This is a genomic window from Picosynechococcus sp. PCC 7117, from assembly GCF_001693275.1.
In the GTDB taxonomy this organism is placed as follows: domain Bacteria; phylum Cyanobacteriota; class Cyanobacteriia; order Cyanobacteriales; family MRBY01; genus MRBY01.
Map to the genome: position 1 here is coordinate 2,839,589 of NZ_CP016477.1, position 18,293 is coordinate 2,857,881.

At 52.3% G+C, this 18,293-nt stretch carries 15 protein-coding genes; 10 read left to right on the top strand and 5 right to left on the bottom strand.

All coding sequences use genetic code 11. From position 1 onward, the window contains the following. The first annotated feature begins 9 nt into the window (after nt 1–9). The 5 genes from AWQ22_RS13535 to AWQ22_RS13555 all read left to right on the top strand — a co-directional run bounded on the left by AWQ22_RS13535 (nt 10) and on the right by AWQ22_RS13555 (nt 7,620). A complete protein-coding gene (locus AWQ22_RS13535) occupies nt 10–1,014 on the top strand; it encodes a DUF1822 family protein (RefSeq protein ID WP_065711427.1) in 1,005 nt (334 codons plus the stop codon). Next, nucleotides 980–4,303 carry a CHAT domain-containing protein gene (locus AWQ22_RS13540; protein WP_084449011.1) on the top strand — a complete coding sequence of 1,108 codons (3,324 nt, stop codon included), beginning with the start codon at nt 980–982 and terminating at the stop codon, nt 4,301–4,303. Before AWQ22_RS13535 ends, AWQ22_RS13540 begins: the two co-directional genes overlap by 35 nt. Before the next feature lie 40 nt (nt 4,304–4,343). After that, entirely contained in the window at nt 4,344–5,513 is a 1,170-nt protein-coding gene (locus AWQ22_RS13545; protein WP_065711429.1) for a hypothetical protein, read from the top strand. Nucleotides 5,514–5,519: 6 nt separating this feature from the next. Then, nucleotides 5,520–6,680, top strand: a complete 1,161-nt coding sequence (locus AWQ22_RS13550; RefSeq protein WP_065711430.1) for a TonB family protein — start codon at nt 5,520–5,522, stop codon at nt 6,678–6,680. A 121-nt stretch (nt 6,681–6,801) separates the two neighbouring features. Then, entirely contained in the window at nt 6,802–7,620 is an 819-nt protein-coding gene (locus AWQ22_RS13555; protein WP_065711431.1) for a hypothetical protein, read from the top strand. Between the two features lie 100 nt (nt 7,621–7,720). Here AWQ22_RS13555 and AWQ22_RS13560 read toward each other — a convergent pair whose 3' ends face one another. Continuing rightward, nucleotides 7,721–8,173 carry an EVE domain-containing protein gene (locus AWQ22_RS13560; protein ID WP_065711432.1) on the bottom strand — a complete coding sequence of 151 codons (453 nt, stop codon included), beginning with the start codon at nt 8,171–8,173 and terminating at the stop codon, nt 7,721–7,723. Nucleotides 8,174–8,355: 182 nt separating this feature from the next. Between AWQ22_RS13560 and AWQ22_RS13565 the strand changes: the two genes are divergently transcribed. Together AWQ22_RS13565 and AWQ22_RS13570 are read left to right on the top strand one after the other, a co-directional pair. Then, nucleotides 8,356–10,074, top strand: a complete 1,719-nt coding sequence (locus AWQ22_RS13565; protein WP_065711433.1) for an ABC-ATPase domain-containing protein — start codon at nt 8,356–8,358, stop codon at nt 10,072–10,074. 94 nt (nt 10,075–10,168) lie between these two features. After that, nucleotides 10,169–10,726: a universal stress protein gene (locus tag AWQ22_RS13570; RefSeq protein ID WP_065711434.1), complete on the top strand. Its 558-nt coding sequence runs from the start codon at nt 10,169–10,171 to the stop codon at nt 10,724–10,726. A 12-nt stretch (nt 10,727–10,738) separates the two neighbouring features. Here the strand turns inward: AWQ22_RS13570 and AWQ22_RS13575 are convergent, their stop codons facing one another. Continuing rightward, on the bottom strand, nt 10,739–12,040 hold the full coding sequence (locus AWQ22_RS13575; protein ID WP_030007381.1) for a hypothetical protein: 1,302 nt from the start codon (nt 12,038–12,040) through the stop codon (nt 10,739–10,741). A 374-nt stretch (nt 12,041–12,414) separates the two neighbouring features. On the opposite strand from AWQ22_RS13575, the gene murF reads away from it, so the two are divergent. Next, nucleotides 12,415–13,767, top strand: coding sequence for a UDP-N-acetylmuramoyl-tripeptide--D-alanyl-D-alanine ligase (gene murF / locus AWQ22_RS13580; protein ID WP_065711435.1), 1,353 nt, complete (start codon nt 12,415–12,417; stop codon nt 13,765–13,767). 55 nt (nt 13,768–13,822) lie between these two features. Here the strand turns inward: murF and AWQ22_RS13585 are convergent, their stop codons facing one another. Beyond that, nucleotides 13,823–14,749, bottom strand: coding sequence for a type II secretion system F family protein (locus tag AWQ22_RS13585; protein ID WP_065711436.1), 927 nt, complete (start codon nt 14,747–14,749; stop codon nt 13,823–13,825). Between the two features lie 171 nt (nt 14,750–14,920). On the opposite strand from AWQ22_RS13585, the gene AWQ22_RS13590 reads away from it, so the two are divergent. After that, nucleotides 14,921–15,487, top strand: a complete 567-nt coding sequence (locus tag AWQ22_RS13590; RefSeq protein WP_030007378.1) for a thylakoid membrane photosystem I accumulation factor — start codon at nt 14,921–14,923, stop codon at nt 15,485–15,487. Between the two features lie 191 nt (nt 15,488–15,678). Continuing rightward, nucleotides 15,679–16,677: an SPFH domain-containing protein gene (locus tag AWQ22_RS13595; protein WP_012308290.1), complete on the top strand. Its 999-nt coding sequence runs from the start codon at nt 15,679–15,681 to the stop codon at nt 16,675–16,677. A gap of 108 nt (nt 16,678–16,785) precedes the next feature. Here the strand turns inward: AWQ22_RS13595 and gap are convergent, their stop codons facing one another. Continuing rightward, on the bottom strand, nt 16,786–17,829 hold the full coding sequence (gap, locus tag AWQ22_RS13600; RefSeq protein ID WP_012308291.1) for a type I glyceraldehyde-3-phosphate dehydrogenase: 1,044 nt from the start codon (nt 17,827–17,829) through the stop codon (nt 16,786–16,788). 105 nt (nt 17,830–17,934) lie between these two features. Beyond that, nucleotides 17,935–18,090, bottom strand: coding sequence for a hypothetical protein (locus AWQ22_RS16785; RefSeq protein WP_157094634.1), 156 nt, complete (start codon nt 18,088–18,090; stop codon nt 17,935–17,937). Between the last annotated feature and the right edge of the window lie 203 nt (nt 18,091–18,293).

Genomic DNA, 18,293 nt, shown 5'->3' on the forward strand with positions numbered 1-18,293 from the left:
AGCCCCAAAATGTTCACCCAATCTGAATTCCGCCTACTGATCCCCGAAGAAATTACCCTCAGCGAGCTTGACTATGCCCTTGTCCAAACCTGGCCTGCTGGAAATTTGCCAGAAGCTGACCAGTGGCAGGCTTATTTAAATGGGCTGGGGTTAGTGGCCTTTGAAAATTGGCTTGGCGATCGCCTCCCAGAAAAACGTCGCCAACGGGATCTGACCCATCTGCCCCAGGTGGCCTATGTGACCGTAGGGGGTTTTAAAGTTTGCCTTTTAGCCCAGAGCGATTACCTCGACGAACAGGTGCTCTGGCCCCAGGAATACATTGAACAACCGGAACTCGCCGCCCATTTCTACGGCATTGTCGAAGTCGATGAAGAAGCAGAAACTGTCATTCTCAGGAGGATCAGCCGGGGCGATCGCCTCCAAACTGCCCCCAAACGGGATGGCCATTATTGCTTCAGCCTCGATCACTTTGATGCCGAACTGAATCATTTCCTCGCTGACTGCCGTTACCTTTCCCCCGCCGCTATTCCCCTCCCCGTGAATGCCCTGGCAGAACTCAGAACCCAGGTGACAGAAACGATCACGAAACTCGGCAACTGGTTTGATAATGTCCTCGATCAAGGTTGGCAGGCCCTCGATCAGTTGATGCTGCCTGAAGCCCAGCTCGCCTTTGCCACCCGTAACCTCAGCGAAGATATCCAAGCTGGTAAACTCCTCGATCTTGGTTTGAGCCTGGGCAATGAACAGGTGGTTCTCCTCGTCACCCTCGCCCCCACCGACGAAGACGATAAAGTTCGCATCCAGGCACGACTCCTCCCCTTTGAGGCAGAGTATCTCCCAGCGGATTTAAGTATTTCCCTCAAATCTAAGTCCGGCAAGGTGCTGCAAACAATCACCAGTCGGCAACAGGACAGCTACATTCAACTCAAACCCTTTAAGGGTGTTCCCGGTAAAGTATTTCAAGTGGAGGTAAGCGGCGATGGTTGCACCGTCAACGAAACCTTTGAAATTTAATTGGCTCAGTGATGCTAGCGTCACCATTTCCCTGGCCTTTGGTCGGGGGAGCCTCACCGAAGGATTTCCGACAATCACAGCCCAGATTTGGGAGATGGATGTCCCTTTACCTCAGCAATTTGTTGGGCAACTGCCCGCTTTCCCAGACCTGCTCAATAGTCTGCAGCAGTGGCAAACGGTTTATCTCGCCCTCGCCCAGCGGCTGCAATTAGGACGACAGCGACAGGCCGAGGGAATGCGCAGTTTTGACGAAGAAGACGATGATTTTGAGATCGAAGAAGACGCCGTTACCCATGTATCCCAGGTCAGCTTTGAGGACTTGTCCCAGCGGCTCCAACGGCAACTGAATGAATGGCTCCTCAGCCCCGGATTTACGCCCATTGTCCAGGCATTGCGATCGCATCTTTCCCCAGAGATGCCCCTGCGGTTAATTTTGCAGACAGATGACCCGCATTTGCACCATTTGCCCTGGCAGGGTTGGCAATTTTTGGTGGATTATCCCCTGGCGGAAGTGGCCCTCAGTCAGCCCCAGTTTTATCGTTTAAAAGAGATCACCCCCCAGAAAAAACGGCAACAGGTACGCATTTTGGCGATCCTCGGTAGTAGCCAGGGCATCGATCTGACGGCGGAACAACAACAACTCTCTGAAATTCCCGATGCGGAGGTGCAATTTTTAACGCAGCCCACCCGCCAGGAATTTGATGCGGCCCTCTGGGATGAGCAAGGTTGGGATATTTTATTTTTCGCGGGCCACAGCCAGACAGATCAGCAAACGGGCCGCCTCTATCTCCACGATGGGCCAGAACACCGCAGCTTGACCCTGGAGCATTTACAGGAAGGCCTCCGCACAGCTTTGGAACGGGGGTTGCAGTTGGCGATTTTCAATTCCTGTGATGGGTTGGGTTTGGCGAATAGTTTAGGTAATCTCCAGATTCCCGTGACCATTGTGATGCGCGAACCGGTGCCGAATCGAGTCGCCCAGGACTTTTTTCAACGTTTTCTCGAAGGTTATGCGATCGCCCAACTGCCCCTTTATCAAGCAGTGAAACAGGCTCGACGTCAACTGCAAGGCCTAGAAAATGATTATCCTGGGGCGGCTTGGCTACCAATCATTTGCCAAAATAGCGCTTTATTGCCCCCCACTTGGTTGCAACTCGGTGGTTTGCCCCCCTGCCCCTATCGCGGTTTGAACACCTTCCAGGAACAGGATGCGGCGGTTTATTTCGGGCGGGAAAGTTTGCGAGAAAAGTTGGTAGAACGGCTCCAAAGCCAACCGCTGTTACCGTTGGTGGGAGCATCCGGTAGTGGGAAATCGTCCCTGGTGTTTGCGGGGATTGTGCCCCAGTTGCGACAGGATGCTAGGTACAACTGGGCGATCCAAGTGATGCGTCCCGAAAATGATCCCGTAGCAAGGTTGGCCCATGCCGTGGCAATGTGGCAGCCCGATATTTCAGAAACAAAATTGTTGCAATCCTTCCGAGGGGATACTCAAAGTTTAGGGACAGCGTTAGGACAAATTCAGCAAACCCAACCAAGGCAAACCCGCCGACTGCTGATCATTGATCAATTCGAGGAACTTTTTACCCTTAATCACCCAGAGGCACAGCGGCAATTTTTAGATCTGTTGGTGGCCGCCATCCAAGAAGCGCCCCAGTTTGTGGTGCTGCTTACTCTGCGGGCCGATTGTGTTGGGCCAGTGCTAGAACATCCCGGCCTGGGGAAACTCTGGCAACGCCATGAACCAGAATTTCTGCTGCCCCTTTCCCGTACGGATCTCCAGGCGGCGATCGCCCAACCTGCAGCCCTGATGGGAGTAAGGTTTGAGCCGGGTTTAGTGGAAAAAATAATCACAGAAGTACAAGACCAGGTGGGGAATTTACCCCTCCTCGAATTTGCCCTGACCCAACTGTGGCCCCACCAAGAGAAAGGTTGGCTCACCCATACCGCCTACGAAAATCTGGGGGGAATTACCGCCGCGCTCCGGGACTATGCCGAACAGGTTTATGGAAAACTCTCCGCTGACCAGCGGCCCCAGGTGCAAGCCCTCTTTTTGCAACTGATCCAAGTGCGGGAAGGAGCCGAAGCTACCCGACGGATTCTGCCGCAAACAGAAGTTAAAGCCTGGCCTCTCGCGTTGCAATTAGCTTCAGAACGGCTGTTGACGACGAATCGTGACCCGATCGGCAATACTGAAACTGTCGAAATTGTCCATGAAGCGTTAATTTGTCACTGGCAACGTCTCCAGGGTTGGATTGCCGACAATGCTGATTTCCTACGATGGCAAACCCGTTTAAATAACGCCATTGAGCAATGGGAAAGCCACAATAACAGCGACGGTTATCTGTTGCGACAAGCGCCCTTGGTGGAGGCAGAGTTTTGGCTGGATAAAAGCCCCGATCGCCTCAGTGATGCCCAACGGTTTTTTATTAACTTGGGTCTGGATTTGCGTACCCAAGAGGAAACGGCGATCGCCCTACGGCAACAACGGGAACTCGACCAGGAACGGAAAATTCGGCGCGGTGCCCAAAAACTGGCGGTGCTTTCCTCTGTGGCTTTGGTATTGCTAGGTTTAGCAGGGGGCTGGACTTGGTGGGAACGCCAACGATCGCTCAAAATTATCGAGACGATTTCGATTAATAGCTCGGCCACAACCCCGACCCTCCTCCGGGATTTACCCCGGTTCCTGACCATTGCCCAACGGCGACAAAATACGGGGGACTTTGATTTGGCGATCGCCTATTACCAGAAAATTTTGCAGGAGATCACCAAACTCCAGGCGCGACCTGATTTAGCGGCGGCCCAGCAGCAGGAATTACAAGACCTTGCCAGCCAAACAAAACAACAATTAGTGGCTGTAATCCAACAGCAAAAATTGCCCACCCTCGAAACCGCCCTCGCCCAGGGAGAATTTGGCAGCCTCAAGCCCGAAACTAACCTTTTGGATTATGAAGATCAATATACCCCTGGGGCATTACGGGAAACTTATGGCCTCCTTTTACGTCCCCAGGGAACAAACGCTGACCTCAACCAGGACGGGGAAATCAATAACCCGACGGAAGCCCAGCAACTCCCCTGTCAGCTTCTCCAAGACCTTGAAGCCCTCTGGCGTGACCACACCGATCAACAATGTGGTTTCTACGGCGATCGCTCCTTTTATGCCGCCCCGACCTGTGCGCCCCTCCAAGGCAGAACATTGACAGAAACGATTTTTGTGGGGGATTACGAGGCGATCGCCACGCAACTGAAAGCTTGCCAGGTGGCCCCAGAATCCGCTGATCCCTATGAATAATTTGACGCATTATTTAGCCAAACCATTGAGGAAAAATACCGTGAAGCCCCCAAAAATTGCCCTCCTGAGTAGCCTTTGTTGCCTCGGTTTTACGTCCTTGGCCGTGGCGACCTTGCCCCAAGCCAGCCAAATTGTTTCCGTGCGGGGCAATTACTTAATGATCCAACGGGGTAATCAACGGCCCAGCTTTGCCCGGATCGGCGATCGCCTCGAAAATCGTAGTCAAACTCTCCTTGTCCCCGGCAATAACTACTCCCTGGCGCGGTTGTCCTTTGTGGGGGGCGGCCAAAATTATGCTGGTTTAGCGGTGCAAGCCGGCCCCGATCTCCAGCAAACCCACTACCAATTTCCCTGTGTCGTCAGTCGGGGTAAAGTCACCCTCAGTTGGCGTCAGGGCAATAATCGCGGTTGTGAAGAAGGGATTTATCTCAGCCCCAACCGCAGCAATAAAAAAGGCTTGAAACAAACAGAAAAAGAAAAGGCGACGACAAAGGTTATCGAGGGGATCGTCATCCAGCCCAAGGACAACAATGAAGTGATCCTCCAGGCCCGCACCCTAGGCGATCGCCAGATTGTTGATGCCCTAGTTGGCGAAATCACCCTCACTTCGGCGGCTCACCCCAGAGGGTTTACGCTCCAGCCCGGCCAACGCTACAGCCTCGATGGGACGAACCCTAACGCCAGCCCCCAGGTGGAACCGATTAATGCGACGGCCATTCTCAATTCCCCCGAATTGCAAGAATTTCTCGCCCCCAGTAGTTGGCTTCCCCAAGAAGAAACCCTGGCCAATGCTCCGACTACCCCCGACTCCGGCTGGCCGATCCGTCCCCCCGTCCAGCAACCGCCGACCGGAAATACCGCTGGGTCAAATAATGGCGGTTTCTGCGAAAACTACTTCACCGCTCTCCAAAGTTTTCTCCAGGAAGCCCAAACAATCGCGCCGGGAGCTTGGGACTTTACCAACAACCCCTATGCCTTTTTGGCGCAACCGGAGGCCAGTTGGCTAAACGATGTCAATGCTCCTGAGGGGCCACAACTGACGCGACTCCAGCAACGGGCCGAGGACTTTATCCGTGAGTTTGAGCGGTGTCAGTTTGCCTTACCGGATTTACCGACTGATCCCGAACCTGAAAACAATCCCAACGATCTCCCCCCCGAAAATCCAAATTCATCCCCGGAAATTTATCCCGATAGTCCTTCGTTCTACTAAAAAACCATGTTTAAGCCCATTACGTTATTGAATGTTGCGCTTCTGGGGCTTCTGGGTTTTACCCCCCTCCTCCAGGCCAGCACCCCCAATGCCAGTCAAATTGCTTCTCTCCAGGGCGATCGCCTCTTACTCCAAAATGGCAACCAACGCCCCAACCCGGCCCGCGTGGGCAATCGTCTGACCAACCAAAGTCAAGCCTTAATCGTCCCCGGCAATAACCGTTCCCTAGCGCGCCTTGCGTTCGTGGGCGGTGGCCAAAGTTACGATGGCCTCCTGTTACAGGCGGGGCCAGACCAACAACAAACGGAGTACCGCTTTCCCTGTGTCATTGTCGGCGGCAAAGTGACCCTCAGTTGGCGTCAGGGGAACAATCGCGGCTGTAAATATGGTGTCCATCTCAGTCCAGGACGGAGTTCAGCGGCCCCTAAACAACAACAGAAACCCAGTGCTGCCAGCAAACAACTATCCGAGGATTCTTCGGAGATCAAGGAAGCCTCCCTCACCATTCAACCCCTGGGAACTGACCCAATTTTGCTCAGGGCTGTTGTTGACGATAATCTCCAGGCCATTGAAACGCTCCAAGGGGAAATTTTGATTATTTCGGCCCAATATCCAGAGGGTTTGCGGCTCCGTAGTGGTGAGCGTTATTTCAATTTGGGTGACGGTCAAGATCAAGTGGAGCCTTTTAACCCCACCGAGGCGATCGCCAATTCCCCAGACTTACAGGAATTTTTAAACCCTGAGATCTGGCGCGAGTCCCAGTTACCGGCTCCCGTTTCCCAGGACATCAACAACCACCTGATCGCGTTTCGGGATCTCAATCAAAATACGGCCGCCACCGATACCCCGGACATGACCGACCTGAGTTTAGCCTGCCAAGCTGAGGTAGATTTTTATCTAGCCAACCTCAAAGCCACCATGGGCAATACCTGGCGGCCCCCTTATCCCCCATCCCCAGGGGTCTGGCGCACCGAAGTTAACTATCTCCTCACTAAAGATGGTCGCGTCCAAAATCTCCAGGTGGCCCAGTCCAGCGGCGCCAACATTATTGATCAGGCGGCCCTAAGCCATGTGCGTACCCTCGAACAGCGATTCGAGCCGTTCCCTAGTTGCTATCCCTACGAAGCTTTGCCCGTCGATAACAACTTCACCGTCCGTTATCAATAGAGGCGTTGATCCTAAAAAACTGCATCAGTTCCCCAAGCCAGTAACTACTACCCAGCATCGAGCCAAGGTGATGATTCTCCCGCACCCCTCGAAGCCGCTATTTTTACTGGAAGAACCTGCCATGTTGTTTCAATCCTCTCTCTACCAACGCCTCCTCAAGTCTGCGACGATTCCTTTTCTGTCTCTCTTGGTAATGGGTACCCCGGCCCCCGCTTTTGCCAACCCCCAAGGGGCGATCGCCGAGCCTTCCCTTGAAGTCCAATTGCAACAACTCAAAGCCCGCCTTGCTGGTCTCGAAGCCCGCACTGGCAGCACCGATACCACTACCCAAACCGTTGCCGCAGCACCGATTAACTCTTCCCCGAATCATCACTCACCTACGCCGACGACCCTTGCAACGCCTTCCATCACTCCCGCTGCCCCCACTTCCCTGATGGCAAAACTCAGCCCCGCCAGTGCCATTTTGGTGAACTTTCCCAGTGCTGTCGTTGTCGATGTCGGCCAAAAAGATGACTATCCTTTGACCCTGCCGTTATTCCAAGACCTCCGGAGTGCATCGGGAGAACTGCTTGCCCCAGCAAATACCCCCATTACCCTACGGGTTAAACCCCATAAAGATGGCGCAATCCTCGTTGCTGATTCGATTATTGTCAATGGCCAAGTGGTGAATATCCAGGCCCAAAGTAGCACGATGATTCCTGGCCGCACCGTCACCCAGCGCACCGCCCAAGAAATGGCCAAGCAAAACAGTGCCGTTTGGGGAAATCTCACCACCTCCCTCGCTGGGGCTGCTGGCACAAGTATTGGTACCCAACAACAGTTTGGTTTCCTGGGCGCGGCAGTGGGGATTCTTTCCGGTATGGGTTCCCCTGATGACCTCCGGATCGTCGAAATTCCGGCTGGCTCTGTCCACCTCCTGCAAGTCCAAGCCCAGAATTAACTCTGGTATCACTTCCAGCAAGGCAAAATTTAAAGTTTTAACGGGTAAAGGGTTTGGGAATCACCTTTTACCTTTTTCTGTGGTCACAAACAAGCTTTATCTAAGACACCATCGCCAGGAGTCGTTCAGCAACGGTTTCAGGAACGGGCATCACAGAAAGACGATTACCCCGCCGCACCACGGCAAATTCTTCGGGGGTAAAGCTGGCCTTGAGTTGATCCAGGGTGATGATCTCGGCACAAGTTTCTTGGTAGCCCACTTCGACGGTGTACCAGCGGGGTTTTTCTGGGGTCGCCTTGGGGTCAAAATATTTACTTTCCGGGTTAAATTGGCTCGGATCAACCAGATTCGCTTGGGTGACCTTAGCAAGGCCGACGATACCGGGGGGTTTGGTGTTGGAGTGGTAAAAAAAGAGGCGATCGCCTTTTTCCATTTGCTGTAAAAAATTCCGCGCTTGATAGTTCCGCACCCCATCCCAGAGTTCTGTCCCATCGGCAGCCAAATCCGCCAAACTATATTCACTGGGTTCTGATTTGATCAACCAATAGCGCATGGATGCAGTGATGGCACGGAAAAAACAATAGCAAGCATCACATCTACTGTAGCGTGTTTTGGTCAGGCAGAAGGACAATTTCTAGAAGGAAAATTTGGGTTGCATCGGCCCTAAAGTGTAATCTGGAGAGCACGTCATTCGTTTCTCAGCCACTTGATTTTAGTGCGTTTGCCAGTTGATCTATGAAAAGCCAAGCCGATCTTTCCGCGCTCCTGTTTGCACTTGATAGCCGGGGATATAAGGCCTACAAGCAGATAAAAGGGGAGTACAGCTTCCCAGACTTCACACTGATCATTGATTATGTCCAGGGAGATCCCTTTGCCGCTCCGACCCAGTGCAGTGTGATTGTTCCCCAGGCGATCGCCCAGTTTCCCCCTGCCCTCTACAACAGCCTCAGTCGCGAAATTGCCCTACGGGATTACCTCACCAGGCAGTTTTATCAAGTGGCCAAAGACTTTAGTGGCTTTCGGGGGACAGGTAAAAGCGGCTTGATCCAAGGGGTAGAACCTGCCCAGGAAATATTAGAACGCACTGCTGTATTTATTGATGACCAGGACTTAGAAGTACGTTTTTGGGTGGGCTTACCCGCTAAGGGACGGTCGATTTTAGGTCGCCAAGCGGAGGAAATGCTGTGCTACGACCTACCCCAGATTGTCCAAAAGTCCTTGCTTTTCCAGAACCTCAACGCCGCGGCCCTAAAAACCCACGTCGAAACTAGCGAAGATGCCGACTGGATCCGCAGTGAACTGGCGAAACGGGGTCTTGTTGCCTTCATTGCCAATGGGGCGATTTTACCCAGACAGAGCGGTGTCGATGCCCATCCTTTAACAGAAAATGTAATTCCCTTCCAGAGTCCCCCAGAACTGACAGTAAGCTTTGACTGCCCGAACCATGGCTCGATCACAGGAATGGGCATTAAACAGGGGATTACCCTGATCGTTGGGGGCGGCTACCATGGCAAATCAACGCTGCTCAAAGGAATTGAACTGGGCGTGTATAACCATCTGCCGGGGGACGGGCGGGAATGGGTGATCACCGACGCCAACGCCGTCAAAATTCGAGCCGAGGACGGACGCAGCATCGCCAGTGTTGATATTTCGCCGTTCATTAACCAGTTACCCCAGGGCCAATCAACCCAAACCTTTTCGAGTAATAATGCCAGCGGCAGCACCTCCCAGGCCACCAACATCATCGAAGCGTTAGAAGTGGGAGCAACGACTTTACTACTAGATGAGGACACATCCGCCACGAATTTTATGATCCGCGATCGCCGCATGCAACAGCTCATCCACAAGGACAAAGAACCGATTACCCCCTTTGTGGATAAGGTGCGCCAGCTCTACCAAGATTATGGGGTTTCAGCAATTCTCGTGATGGGGGGCAGTGGCGATTATTTTGATGTGGCCGATACGGTGATTGCCATGGATAATTTTCAACCCCAGGACGTCACCGCCACCGCTAAACACATTGCGGCCAGCCACAAAACTGAAAGACTTCTAGAAGGGGGCGCACAATTTGGCACCATTACCCCCCGCATTCCCGCCGCCGAGAGCATTGATGCCAGTCGGGGAAAACGGGCCGTCACTATTAAAGTGCGGGATACCAGTCGCCTTGGGTTTGGCACCGAAGATATTGACCTCAGCGCTGTGGAACAGTTGGTTGAAACGACCCAACTGCGGGCGATCGCCCTTGGTATTCTCTACGGTCGTGATCAGTATGGCCAAGATAATCTCACCCTTACAGAAATGTTGAACCGGGTTTTAGGCGACATCGAAGCAGAAGGACTTGATATTCTCAGTGAATATCCCCAGGCCGATTTGAGCTATTTTCGCAAATTTGAACTGGTGGCGGCCCTCAACCGCCTGCGATCGCTAGCCATTGTCCCCCAGGTGACAACATAAATTTTTCTCTCAAAGCCCTGGGATTTCCCCGATGGAATGACACACTGGAAGGAGAAAGGCACTGCTCTTGTTGTCACTGTCGGAGGACGCTGCTATGTTACCGACCCCATCTGCCCAAACCACTACCCCTGGGCCACAGACGACGGCGATTCAAAAAATTCTCGTGGCCCTCGACTATCGCACCGAAGATCCCAGCATCTTTGCCCAGGCCCTCAATTTCGCCGAAAAATTCCAAGCGGCCCTCACCATTTTTCACTGCGTCCAGCCCCAACCTGTGGCGATGCCCGAAATCGGCTCCCTCGCGGCCTACGGAGGGATGATCGATTCAACGGCGATCGCCCTCCAAGAAGAACAATTCCAGCAGCACCTCAACAACGTCGATCATTGGCTCCAAAGCCTCGCTCACCAAGCCCGCCACAAAAAAATCCCAACCACCATCCACCAACAAATTGGTGATCCCAGCGAAACCATTTGTGCGATCGCCAAAAACCAACAAGCCGACCTAATTATCCTCGGACGCCGGGGTTTAACGGGCCTAGGGGAAGTCTTTTTAGGGAGTGTCAGCAGCTACGTACTCCACCATGCACCCTGTTCCGTTTTGGTCGTCCAACATCCCCAAACTCCGGAAAAATCCCCTAAACACCGCAAGTAATCGTAAATCCCTTTACATAATTTGCTTGAGAAACGACACATCCGCATCACCAAAATGCACACTGAGGGCAATGTGGAGGTTTTCTAAGGATTTGATCAACCAAGGTACCCCCTCTTGGGATTGGGATTCGTAGTGGCTGAAGAGAATTGAAAAGCGCCTTTCGAGGTGGGGTTTCGCCTTACCGCACATCAAGACCAACTTCAGGAGCAATGCCACCGTCACCGTCGGGCCAAGGTTCGTGATCATATCTACAAAAACGTAATGCTCTGGCCGCTGGGGACTTTCCACAATGAGATAATTGAGCAGTTGACTGGCCGTGCGCATCATCAACAACTCATTGGGTTTTTGGTGATCGTAGTTCGGCAACATGGTTTGCAGCTTTTGGTAGAGCCTCTGGTTAAACTGCAACTTGCCATACTTTTGATCGACGCTAGAAATTAAGTAACTAAATAGCTCATGCTTAAAGTCTTCGTAGGAGAGAATTTCCGTCGTCCGGCGTAAAAAATATTGAGACAAGTCCCGGTAGCTGTGGCCCCGCTCCGGTTTCCCCACAAAATATTTCAGGGCAGTTCCCAACTCTCGCTCCGTGAGTAAAGTGGGATTTTGCACCCCCTGGAGCATTTGTTTAGCATCTTGAATTGAATGCTTACGGCGAGCCAGTTGAGCCAAACGCACCTGATACATGACATATTTGGAAAGGTCTAACTCAAAGGCCCGTTGAATTCTCGCTTGCACCTGACGGACGGTCTGCTGGTGTTCAAAGCTGCTATCTTCACTGAGCAGGCAGTGTTCATACAGATAGGGATAGCGTTGAATTAATTGGCCTACCGAAACGCTTTGGTCATTCCAGGTAAATTTCTTTTTACTGTCGTCGTCTTCTACCACCCGCGCCAAACGTTGCAGGGTGAGATATTGTTCGGAGGTACTAAAGTCCGCCACTAATTGGCGATGTAATTTCGTCAGGCGGGGCGTCGAAAGGCTCGGCGGCGGGATAGAGTCAAATAGTTCAACCAACCGAGGGATCGATTTTTGGAGCTGGGGGTGGATTTGCCAGCGGTTGATAATGATGTGGCAGCAGCGGTTCAGAATGAATTTAAAATCTTCTTCGACACCAGGGGTTTTGAGGATAGTGATCAGGGCCTGGTGTAGTTCGGGGGTCGGCGCTTGGCGTCCTTCAAGGAGAAATTGCTTGAATTCTTGGAGCAGCTCATCGGGGGTATGGCTCTGGACGGCGTGCATCAAATAGTCATATAGCTCTTGTTCGGCGGAATTGGTTTGCCGGAGATAAGAGGCGATGGGAGTTACTTTCGTCACGCTAATCGAGGAACTGGGTAAGGGATAGGCTGATGACAAGGCGAGGGACGACAGAGGAGAGCTATTAGATTTAGGGGAGGCTGATTTTTTTCTATCTTAAGTGGCAACTAAGGGGAAGAGGCGCGGCTTTTTGTGTTTTCTTGGTAAAGATCAAGGCTACGGTTGTAAAAACGGGTCTTGGGAGAGTTGAGCTTTGCTGCGGCTATTTTCTCTGATTTTACTAGGCTTCTGGGGTTTGGTTGCTAATTTTGTCACAGGGCATCTCTTTATAATGTAGGCGATCGCCGCCCCGACGCTGGTGACAAATATCACTAGGGGCTACCCAAAATCCCGTAAGATTGCCTAGGAAAGTTTGTTGTGGGGTTACTCAAGTCATGGGGATTGTGTTGATCTTGTCTCAGTTGACGGCAATCTTGGGGGAAAATTTACGGCGATCGCCCCAGCAGATTTCCCCTGAACCCGCCACCGGCGTTTCGACGGACACTAGAGATTTACAGCCGGGCAATGTGTTTGTGGCCCTCGTGGGCGAGAAATTTGATGGCCACGATTATGTTGACCAAGCACACCAGGCCGGGGCGATCGCCCTCATTACCAGTCGGCCCCTAGAGACGGATTTACCCCAGTGGATCGTCAACGATACCCTCCGGGCTTACCAAGATTTAGGGGCGTGGTGGCGGCAACAGGTCAACATTCCGGTGATTGGGATTACGGGTTCTGTCGGGAAAACCAGCACCAAGGAACTGATTGCGGGGGTTTTGGGCACCCAGGGCAAAGTGCTCAAAACCGAGGCCAATTTTAACAATGAAATCGGCGTCCCCAAGACCTTGTTAAACTTGACCCCAGACCATGATTTTGCTGTGATTGAAATGGCGATGCGGGGGCCAGGGGAAATTGCCCGACTCGCAGAAATTGCCCAGCCAACGATCGGCATTATTACCAACGTCGGGACAGCCCACATTGGTCGCCTCGGATCACGGGAGGCGATCGCCAAGGCCAAATGCGAACTGCTCGAATTTATGCCCAAGGACAGCGTGGCGATGCTCAACGCCGATAATGAGTTACTGATGGCGACGGCAGCAACGGTTTGGTCTGGGGAAACCCTCAGTTATGGCTTTAACCAGGGGGATTTAACCGGGGAATACATCGCGCCGGATCAAGTCAAAGTGGCCGATCAAGTATTTCCGGTGCCCCTGGCGGGTCAGCACAATGCCCTCAATTACCTGGCGGCCCTGGGCGTGATGCAAGTGCTGGGTTTTGGTTGGCAGGGTTTAACGACAGAAATTTTCCTGGCCATGCCCAAGGGGCGATCGCAGCGCCTGGTGCTCCCCAATGACATTGTCTTATTAGATGAAACCTACAATGCGGGGCTAGAGTCGATGTTGGCGGCCCTTGATCTGCTCAAACAAACCCCCGGCGATCGCCACATTGCCGTGCTTGGGACAATGAAGGAACTAGGGGAATTTTCCGAGGCGCTCCATATCCAAGTGGGCGAAAAGGCCCAGGCCCTCGGTCTCGATCAGCTCTATGTGCTGGTGGATGACCCCGAAGCCCAGGCGATCGCCGATGGTGCCCCAGGGGTGCCGAGTCTTTGTTTCCCCGACCATAGGAGTTTAATCGAGCATTTACAGGCAACTATGCAACCCGGCGATCGCCTTTTGTTTAAAGCCTCCAATTCCGTGGGTCTCAGTCGCGTGGTGGAAGCGCTCCAACAGGCCTATGCTGCCTAATTATCTGGATGTAGGGTAGAGTGGAGGTTTGGCAGACCTCTGCCGTTCGGGAAAGTTAAAAAGCCTCAAATTGCTGTTGCATTGACTGAATCACATCGGCCCCCAACAGCGCCACAAATACCCCAAAGCTCAACAGACTTAACAGCAAAATTTGCACCCGCAACAACGTAAAACGGCGGAACAGTTCCCGTTGGTAATATTGGCGAATTTGACTAAAGCTGAGGGGCAAGGTGCCGGCTGTTTCCCCAGAACGAATGATTTGGCGCACCATCGGCGAAAAATAGGGGGCGATCGCCGTCGTTAAGTCTGTGCCCCGGCGCACCTGGGGTTCAATGCGTCGGCAAATGGTTTGGAGGTCTGGATCTGGAAATCCCTCGGCTAACCAGGCGATCGCTGCCGTTAGGGGCAAACCACAATCCAGGGGCAACTGGAGATAACCCAGATGAATGAGCATCTGCAACCGAGTAATGTTTCGCAGCGGTGGCACCCGCCGTAAACCGAGGCGCAGCGGTTCCCAAGTGATCGCCCCATACAGAAAAACCATTAAGGCGATCGCCGTAACTAATGCCGTCGTCCCGAAGTCTCCCGCCAGGAGTGAGCCCCCCAGCAGCAGATAAATAACCATCACCCAAGACCAGACCATGACCAGTCCCCGCAGGAGCATCCCTCGGATTAAGCGCCGCCGTTCTGCCATTTCCACCAAGGTATCTGACACATCCCGGCAAACGGTCACCAAGGCCCCACTGGTTTCGGCCATCTCCAGGAGGGCGATCGCCCAGGCCGAAAACTGCGATCGCACCGGTAGCCAACTTTCCCGGAGACTATGGCCCCGCTCTAACTGTAAAATTACCCCCTGCCAAGGCTCCCGTTGGCGCCGGGGAATTTCCCCCATGGCCAAGGCCACCGCCTGACCCAAGCCCATGCCTGCTTTGAGGGTTGACCCCAACTGCCGAAAAAATAACGCCTGTTGCTGTTCTTTCATTGCAAATTATCTCTCTGCTGCACCATCGCAATCTAACCTCCCAGTACCGATAAGTATTTTTTCTTAGGTTTTCTGGCGATCGCCCTACCCATGCCCGTAGGCTAATGCGATAATTCACCATAGTGACGCCAGCCAAGTTCATAACCCTTTAAGTAAAACAAAAATTCCATGATGCAAGCCCGGCACCTTTCCCCCAAGCACATTCTTCTTAGCCTCCTCGTTATTCTCATAACAACGCTATCCCTATGTGTCACCCCCGCCTGGGCGAGCCTCAACGATGATCGCTACGATGGCAATGTTTTTGTTCTTTACGCAGGCAATGGTTCCCTCGTACCGCCCCGCCTCTCCCTCCAAGAAACTAGGGAACGGGAACTTCCCGCCATGTTGGTTTTTTATGCCGACGACAGTAGCGACAGTAAGCGTTTTGCCCCCATTGTCTCCGAAATCCAGTCCTACTACGAAAAAGTGATCAGCATTATCCCCGTGGCGATCGACTCCATTCCCCAGAAAAAACGCTACAGCAAAGACGAAGTCGGTTATTACTACGGCGGAAAAATCCCCCAAACCGTCATCCTCGATGCCAAGGGCAAAGTCATTTTTAATGAAGTCGGCCAGAGCGATTTTAACGACATCGACAATACCTTCCGGAAGCTCTTTGACCTGCCCCTACGGGAAGGCGAGAACCTCAAAAAACCGATCCAATCCTTTAACGAATACAACTCCGGTTTCGCCCAATAACCACTACTTTTTCCCATAATCCAGTTCCTAGAGAATGAGCCAAGCGCTGATTCTCTTTTTTTATGTCCTGGTTTCACCTCCCCAGCCCAGGTAACTTTTCCACAACAGAAGCCCATCAAGACAAACGACCTGCGCTAGCCTGAAAACAAATCCTGCTTATATTTACTCAACAACCATTGAGGCAGATTCCAATGAACCCTTTAGTATTTATCATTTTGGCCCTGGGTGGTTCCGCTGTTTTTGGTTCCGTCAAGATTGTCAACGAAAAAAATCAATATTTAGTTGAAAGCCTCGGTAGCTATAAAAAAACCCTTGAACCGGGCTTAAATTTCGTCACCCCTTTTATCGACAAAATCGTTTATCGCGAGACCATCCGGGAAAAAGTTTTAGATGTCCCCCCCCAATCTTGCATCACCCGTGACAACGTTTCCATTAGCGTGGATGCGGTGGTTTACTGGCGCATTGTCGATATGTACAAAGCCTATTACAAGGTAGAAAATCTCCAATCGGCCATGGTGAACTTGGTTCTCACCCAAATCCGCTCGGAAATGGGCAAGCTAGAACTTGATGAAACCTTCACCGCCCGCACCGAAATTAACGAGCTCTTGCTGCGGGAATTGGATATTTCCACGGATCCTTGGGGCGTAAAAGTCACCCGGGTCGAACTGCGCGACATTGTACCCTCAAAGGCGGTGCTGGACTCCATGGAGCTGCAAATGGCCGCTGAGCGGAAAAAACGGGCCGCAATCCTCACCTCTGAAGGGGAACGAGAATCGGCGGTCAACTCTGCCCAGGGTCGTGCTGAGTCCCAGGTGTTAGAGGCCGAATCCCAGAAAAAAGCAGCTATTCTCCAGGCAGAAGCAGAAAAAGAAGCGATTATCATGCGGGCGGAGGCGAAACGCCAGGAAGAAGTGATGCGCGCCCAGGCCTCTGCCCAAGCGATGCAAATTGTCGCCCAACAGCTCAAAACCAATCCTGCCGCCGGTGAAGCGTTGCAGTTTATCTTGGCCCAGCAATACCTCGAAATGGGGCAAACCATTGGTAGTAGCGGCAGCAGTAAGGTGATGTTCCTCGACCCCCGCAATATGATGTCTACCCTAGAGGGGATGAAATCGGTGATTGGTAATAATGCGGATATTGCCGCTTTAGACTTGGATTTAGACCAGTTGGATCGCCACCAGGCCGGTTAGATGCATTGCGGTTTGAGATAAAAAATAAAAACCTAAAAATCATGCTGAAAATCCCCCTGCATCCACAAGGGGATTTTGTGTTTTTAAGAGATCTTAGGTGAGGTTCCCCTAGGCGGCGATCGCCATTTCTGTTTCTTTTTCCTTAGCAGCCATACTTAGGAGCAAATCTAAAACGCGATTGGCATAGCCCCATTCGTTGTCATACCAGGCCACTACCTTAAAAAAGTGCTCATTCAGCGCCATCCCAGCCCCGGCATCGAAAATGCTGGAATGGGGATCGCTGGTGAAGTCTGTAGAAACCACATCATCCTCGGTGTAGGCCAAAACACCTTTGAGCTCACCATTGGCCGCCTCACGCATCGCGGCACAAATTTCCCCATAGGAAGTGGGTTTTTCGGTGCGGAAGGTCAGATCAACCACCGAAACATCAGGGGTCGGCACCCGCATTGCCATCCCGGTTAAACGTCCGGCCAACTCCGGTAAGACCAAGGTCACTGCCTTTGCCGCGCCAGTAGAAGCCGGAATAATATTCTGACCTGCGCCGCGACCACTCCGATTGTCTTTTTTATTGGCTCCATCCACGGTGGGCTGGGTCGCTGTCATCGCGTGGATCGTCGTCATCAACCCCTCTGCTAGGCCAAAGTTATCGTGGATCACCTTGGCAATGGGGGCGAGACAATTGGTCGTACAACTGGCGTTGGACACAATGCGGTCATAGGCCGGGGAATAATCATGGTGATTTACCCCAACCACAAAGGTGGGAATGCGCTGGGGTTCGCTGGTAGGCGCAGAAACAATTACCCGTTTCGCTCCGGCTTCTAGGTGCTTGGAGACGCCGACAAAATCCCGGAAACATCCAGTAGATTCAATCACATAGTCAACGTTCAATTCTTCCCAGGGCAACATACTGGGGTCTTTGACCATCGTGCAGCGGATAAACTGACCATTCACATAAATACCATCGGCGGTGGCTTCGATGGTGCCCGGAAAACGACCATGGGTAGAGTCATATCTGAGGAGATAGGCAATCTTTTCCGGGGAAATCAGATCATTGATGCAAACAAAATTGAGATTGGGGTTGTGGAGGGCAGCACGAAAAACGAGGCGGCCAATGCGGCCAAAACCATTGATTGCGAGATTGAGAGAAGCCATAATATTTGTGCGTCAGTCCAACTGGATAGAACTGGGTAGGTTGGTTACGGCCCCATTCTAGGCAGTGAATTTGGGTCGGCTGAGACAGCTCAAAGAAGTATAAAGTTACGAAAAATTTTCTTCTTTTACGAAGGGTATGGGCAGATGAACTTTAGTAACGCTAATGGGGGGATTGCCGTGGCGATCGCTTTTTTTGCTGCGATATGTTTCGGGGATCGCTCCAGAAAAAAGCAATGCCGCCCTGAGATCCGGTGTTGTCATCGCCAGTTCATGACATCCAGAAGTTGCGAAACGTAAAGCCTGCCCGAAAATCTCGACAAAGGGGGTGATCGCTTAAAATTCTGTAAAGCTTCTTCGAGAAATCATGCCTGGCCCCTGAACCAAGGGGTTACACTAGAGGGCAATCTTGCTGGACTACTTACTGAGCTTTGGTGGTGCTAGTCCTCGGTTTTAAAAATTTTTTT

Coding starts and splice junctions, on each gene's coding strand:
- AWQ22_RS16785 (WP_157094634.1), bottom strand. CDS start 18,090: ATGACAACACCGGATCTCAGGGCGGCATTGCTTTTTTCTGGAGCGATC.
- AWQ22_RS13565 (WP_065711433.1), top strand. CDS start 8,356: ATGAAAAGCCAAGCCGATCTTTCCGCGCTCCTGTTTGCACTTGATAGC.
- murF (WP_065711435.1), top strand. CDS start 12,415: ATGGGGATTGTGTTGATCTTGTCTCAGTTGACGGCAATCTTGGGGGAA.
- AWQ22_RS13595 (WP_012308290.1), top strand. CDS start 15,679: ATGAACCCTTTAGTATTTATCATTTTGGCCCTGGGTGGTTCCGCTGTT.
- AWQ22_RS13585 (WP_065711436.1), bottom strand. CDS start 14,749: ATGAAAGAACAGCAACAGGCGTTATTTTTTCGGCAGTTGGGGTCAACC.
- AWQ22_RS13535 (WP_065711427.1), top strand. CDS start 10: ATGTTCACCCAATCTGAATTCCGCCTACTGATCCCCGAAGAAATTACC.
- AWQ22_RS13570 (WP_065711434.1), top strand. CDS start 10,169: ATGTTACCGACCCCATCTGCCCAAACCACTACCCCTGGGCCACAGACG.
- AWQ22_RS13540 (WP_084449011.1), top strand. CDS start 980: ATGGTTGCACCGTCAACGAAACCTTTGAAATTTAATTGGCTCAGTGAT.
- AWQ22_RS13555 (WP_065711431.1), top strand. CDS start 6,802: ATGTTGTTTCAATCCTCTCTCTACCAACGCCTCCTCAAGTCTGCGACG.
- AWQ22_RS13590 (WP_030007378.1), top strand. CDS start 14,921: ATGCAAGCCCGGCACCTTTCCCCCAAGCACATTCTTCTTAGCCTCCTC.
- AWQ22_RS13560 (WP_065711432.1), bottom strand. CDS start 8,173: ATGCGCTATTGGTTGATCAAATCAGAACCCAGTGAATATAGTTTGGCG.
- gap (WP_012308291.1), bottom strand. CDS start 17,829: ATGGCTTCTCTCAATCTCGCAATCAATGGTTTTGGCCGCATTGGCCGC.
- AWQ22_RS13550 (WP_065711430.1), top strand. CDS start 5,520: ATGTTTAAGCCCATTACGTTATTGAATGTTGCGCTTCTGGGGCTTCTG.